Raw genomic sequence first — 4,666 nt, forward strand, 5'->3', positions numbered from 1 at the left:
CAGGCCACCGCCAGTGCCGCCGCCGGTACGCCCATCTCGGCGGCGAGCGAGCGGAACCGGTCCGTGGCGGCCAGATTCGCCGACAGATTCGGCTCCACGAATCGTGGATTGTCCTTGAGGAAGGCCGACGCCTCGGCCCGCGTGCGGTCGGGCGGCGTATCGGTCAGCAGGCCACGCCCCACCGGAGAGAACGCCACCAGTCTCGTTCCGAGCGCCTCGCAGGCCTGGACGAGGCCCAACTCCGGCGCGCGGACACCCAGCGAGTATTCCGACTGCACCGCTGCCACCGGATGCACCTCTGCCGCACGGCGCAGCGAAGACGGCGCGATCTCGGAGAAGCCGAAAGCACCGATCTTGCCCGCGCGGACGAGGCCGGCGAGCGTCTCCGTCACCTCCTCGATCGGGCGTTCGGCCTCGCGGCGGTGGACGTAGAAGAGATCCACGTGATCGACCCCGAGACGCCGAAGGCTCGCCTCCAGCGCTTCGGTCAGGTGCGCGGCGCTGTTGTCGTAGTAGCGCGCGCCGGTGGCCGGGTCGCGGCAGATTCCCGCCTTGGTCGCCAGCCGGAAGACCGGACCGCGATCGGCGAGGTAGCGGCCGATCACCTCTTCGGAATGGCCCATGCCGTAGACATTCGACGTATCGAGGTGATCGATCCCCAGCTCCCGCGCGCGGTCGAAGAGGGTAAAGGCTTCCTCCTCGGTCGCCGGGCCGTAGAAGCCGGAGATGTTCATGGCGCCGAGCCCGATGGCGGAGAGCTCGGGCCCGTCGCGGCCCAGACGGCGGCTCTCCATCGCTCAGCCCTCCCCGCGCAGCTTGGTGACGGTCGTGCGGGTGGAGATCCGGTCGGGATCGGTCACCAGCTCGATCACCGTCGGCCCGTCATGGGCGAAGGCAGCTTCGAGCGCGGGGCGGAAGGCCGCCGTCTCGGTCACCTGCGCGTAGGCGGCGCCGTAGCCCTTGGCGAGCGCGCCGAAATCGGGATTCACGATGTCGGTGCCGACGACCCGGCCGGGATGCTCGCGCTCCTGGTGCATGCGGATCGTGCCGTAGGTGCGGTTGTTGAACAGAAGCACGATCGGCCGGCCGCCATGCTGGACGGCGGTGGCGATCTCCGCCCCGCTCATCATGAAGCCGCCGTCGCCGACGAAGGCGATGGCCTGCCTGGCCGGATCCTGCAGCGAAGCCGCGACCGCCGCGGGCACCGCGTAGCCCATCGATCCGCAGGTCGACCCGATTTGCCGCCCCGGCCGGCCGTATCGCAGGAAGCGCTGCGCCCAGCCGGTGTGGTTGCCGGCGTCGAGCGTGACCACGCAATCGGCGGGCAGGATGTCGCGGACGTCCGCCATCGCCTGCCCCATGTCGAGCGGGAAGTCGTGCGGCGGCGGTTCGCTGTCGGCGAGGTACTCGTCGCGCAAGGTCTGGCGCCAGCCGGCATCGGCCCGCGTTGTCGCGTGGCGCCCGGCCAGCACCTCGGCCGCCTGCCCTGCATCGGCCGCGATCCCCAGAGCGGGGCTGTAGACGCGGCCGATCTCGTCCGCGTCGCAATGGATGTGGATCAGTTTCTGCGCCGGCGTCGGCACGGACATGGTCGCGTAGGTCTTGGTGGTGATCTCCCCCAGCCGCGCGCCGATCACCAGAAGCGTGTCGGCCTCGGCCAGGCGCTTCACGAGGCTCGGCGCGACGCCGGTGCCGAAATCGCCCACGTAGACGCCCGAGCGGTTGTCGATCACGTCCTGCCGCCGGAAGGAGGTGGCGACGGGAATGTCGCTCGCCTCCGCGAACCTCTGCAACGCCGCCGCGCCCGCATTGGTCCAGCCCGGCCCGCCGGCGAGGATCATCGGCCGCTCGGCGCCCTTCAGCGCCTCCAGCACCGCATCAGCCTGCGCCTCGGACAAAACCGCCTGCGTCGGCGCGTAGGGCTGCGCGTCGGGCACCGACACGACATCGGTCAGCATGTCCTCGGGCAGCGCCAGCACCACGGGCCCCGGCCGGCCCGAGGTCGCCACGCGGAAGGCGCGCGCCATGTATTCCGGCACCCGCGCCGCGTCGTCGATCTGCGCCGCCCATTTCGCGACCGAGCCGAACATCTGGCGGTAGTCGATCTCCTGGAAACTCTCGCGGTCCATCGTGCCGCGCCCCACCTGCCCCACGAGCAGGATCATCGGCGTCGAATCCTGGAACGCGATATGTACGCCCACCGCCGCCTGGCAGGCGCCGGGCCCGCGCGTGACCATGCAGATGCCGGGGGTGCCGGTCAGCTTGCCGTAGGCCTCCGCCATGTCCGCCGCGCCGGCCTCGTGCCGCGCATTATAAAGCGTGAAGTGGTCGCCCGCGTCGTGCAGCGCGTCGAGTACCTCGAGATAGCTCTCCCCCGGCACGCAAAACGCGCAGTCGGCACCGTGTACGCGGAGCTGGTCGACAAGCACCTGCCCGCCGGTTCTCTGCTTCAGTTGCGATCCGTCCATCGCGTGATCCTCCCTTGGGGCGGTGCTCTCAGGCCGAGACGAGGCAGGCCGGGTCGATGGCCCGCCCCTCGGCATGGGCGCGGATATGTCCCGCCCAGTGCGACACCATGCGGTCGAAATTGTCCAGCGTGCGCCCGGCGACATGCGGCAGCGTCACCACCTCATCCATCGCCAGAAGCGGATTGTCCGGCGCCACCGGCTCCTCGGCGAAAACGTCGAGCCCGGCCGCCGAAAGCTGCCCGCGCTCCAGCGCGGCGATCAGCGCGGCCTCGTCCACGAGCCCGCCGCGCGAGGTGTTGATCAGCACGGCGCCCGGCGCCATCCGGTCGAAAGCGCCGGCGTCGATCATCCCGCGTGTCGCGGGTGCCAGCGGCAGGTGAAGGCTGACCACGTCGGCCTCGGCCAGCAGATCCTCAAGCCGGGCGAAGCGCAGCGGCGATCCCACCAGCGGACCGGAAGCGCGCGTGTAGATCACCTCGCAGCCGAAGCCGGCGAGCCGCTTGGCGACCTCCGCCCCGATCGCGCCCATGCCGACAAGGCCGACCGTGCAGCCGCCCAGATCCCGCGCCTCGCGCCACAGATCGGGCTGCTCCCATTGCCCGCCGCGCAGCGCGCCGTGCACCTGCGGCAGCCGCCGCAGCGTCGCGAGCATCAGCGCCAGCGTGCTCTCGGCCACGGTCGGCGCATTGACGCCGGGGCTGCGCGCCACGGTGATGCCGCGTGCGGTCGCCGCCGCAACCGGGATCCCGTCGACCCCGGTGCCCCATTGGTGGATCAGCTCCAGCTTCGGCGCCTCGGCAAGCACCGCCTCGGGAAATCGCAGGCCCCGGGTGACGACATAGCGCGCCTCCGCGACCACCTCGGCAAAGTCCGCCGGATCGCCGCTTTTCGGGAACGCCAGGTCGAAATCGGGACACAGCTCCGCCACCCGCGCGCGCATCTTCTCGCTCGCGGGCTCGAGAATGGCGACCGGGCCGATCCGCATCAGCCCTGCCCGTCGATCAGACGGCGCATCATCTCATGCTCTTCTTCATCAAGGTCCGTCAGCGGCGCGCGCACCGGCCCAGCATCGAAGCCGCGCAGCCGCACGCCCGCCTTGATCGCCGAGACGGCATAGCCCTCGCAGCGGTCGCGGATCTCGGCGAACGGGTAGTAGAAGTCGCGCAGGAGCGCCTCGCAGGTTGCGTCGTCGCCCGCGCTGAACGCGGCGTGGAACTTCAACGCGGTCTCGGGCACAAAGTTGAACACGGCCGAGGAATAGGTCGGCATCCCCGCCCCGCGATAGGCCTGCGCAAAGAGCTCGTGCGTCGGCATCCCGCCGATATAGGACAGCCGGTCGCCCAGCCGCACGGTCACGCGCCGCACCGTGTCGATGTCGCCGGTGCCGTCCTTGAAGCCGATGAGGTTCGGGCACTCGTCCGCCAGCTGCTCGAGCGTCGCCGCGCTCACCCGCGCCTGGCCGCGATTGTAGACGATGACTCCCATGTTGGTCGCCTTGCAGACCGCGCGAATGCGGTTCGCCACGCCCTCCTGCGGCGCGCCGGTCAGGTAGTGCGGCAAAAGCAGGATGCCGTCGCCGCCCGCTTCCTCGATCTCGCGCGCGAGATCGCAGGCCATGCGCGTGCCGTAGCCGCAGCCGGCGATCACCGGCGCGTCGCCCGACACCTCGCGCGCAGCGCGCACGACGTCCACGATCTCCGCCGGGGTGAGCGAGAACATCTCGCCCGTGCCCCCCGCGACGATCAGCCCGGCCACGTCGTAATTCGACAGCCAGTCGAGATGCGCCTTGAACGGCGCCGCGGCGAACCGGTCCTCCGCGTCAAAAGGCGTCACGGGAAAGGACAGAAGGCCGTGGCGGATGATCTCGCGCAGGTCCGAAGGGGCAATCATGGTATCGTTCTCCTGAGTGGTCGCCTGGAGAAAGACGCCGCCCCCGGTGTCCCGACCGGCCCGTCCCTCCCCGTCAATGTCTTGTGCAGGGCCGAAAAGCGCGCGTCGCCGCCCCGCGCTCCGGCCGCATCTTCATCTGCCCGGAAATATCCCGGGGTGAATGCGGCCCCCCTTCGGGGGCCGCAGAGGGGCAGCGCCCCTCCCTTCCCTTCGTCTCAGCGCAGGTCCTCGGGCAGGAGCGCATCCGGCATGTTCTGGTAGCACACGGGGCGCAGGAAGCGGCGGATCGCCAGCGTCCCCACGCTCGT

The 4,666-nt window shown here is 70.5% G+C and carries 4 protein-coding genes and 1 pseudogene (1 of these 5 cut by a window edge); all 5 read right to left on the reverse strand.

Translation table 11 applies throughout. The features are described 5' to 3' along the window. Positions 1-794, reverse strand: partial view of an aldo/keto reductase gene (locus F3H57_RS21860; RefSeq protein ID WP_149759019.1) — the 5' portion only. 199 nt of this gene lie to the left of the window's left edge; only the first 794 of its 993 coding nucleotides appear in the window; it begins with the start codon at positions 792-794; its stop codon lies off the left edge, out of view. Between the two features lie 3 nt (positions 795-797). Beyond that, positions 798-2,468 (reverse strand): thiamine pyrophosphate-dependent enzyme, encoded by a 1,671-nt coding sequence (locus F3H57_RS21865; protein ID WP_149759021.1) that lies wholly within the window; start codon positions 2,466-2,468, stop codon positions 798-800. Between the two features lie 28 nt (positions 2,469-2,496). Next, positions 2,497-3,453, reverse strand: coding sequence for a 2-hydroxyacid dehydrogenase (locus F3H57_RS21870; protein ID WP_149759023.1), 957 nt, complete (start codon positions 3,451-3,453; stop codon positions 2,497-2,499). Beyond that, positions 3,453-4,355: a 5-dehydro-4-deoxyglucarate dehydratase gene (locus F3H57_RS21875; RefSeq protein WP_394349850.1), complete on the reverse strand. Its 903-nt coding sequence runs from the start codon at positions 4,353-4,355 to the stop codon at positions 3,453-3,455. Before F3H57_RS21875 ends, F3H57_RS21870 begins: the two co-directional genes overlap by 1 nt. Before the next feature lie 218 nt (positions 4,356-4,573). Further along, a pseudogene (locus tag F3H57_RS22700) lies at positions 4,574-4,666 on the reverse strand (aldehyde dehydrogenase); the annotation flags it as partial.

The sequence above is a fragment of the Roseivivax sediminis genome (assembly GCF_900112685.1).
GTDB lineage: Bacteria > Pseudomonadota > Alphaproteobacteria > Rhodobacterales > Rhodobacteraceae > Roseivivax > Roseivivax sediminis.

Coding starts and splice junctions, on each gene's coding strand:
- F3H57_RS21865 (WP_149759021.1), bottom strand. CDS start 2,468: ATGGACGGATCGCAACTGAAGCAGAGAACCGGCGGGCAGGTGCTTGTC.
- F3H57_RS21870 (WP_149759023.1), bottom strand. CDS start 3,453: ATGCGGATCGGCCCGGTCGCCATTCTCGAGCCCGCGAGCGAGAAGATG.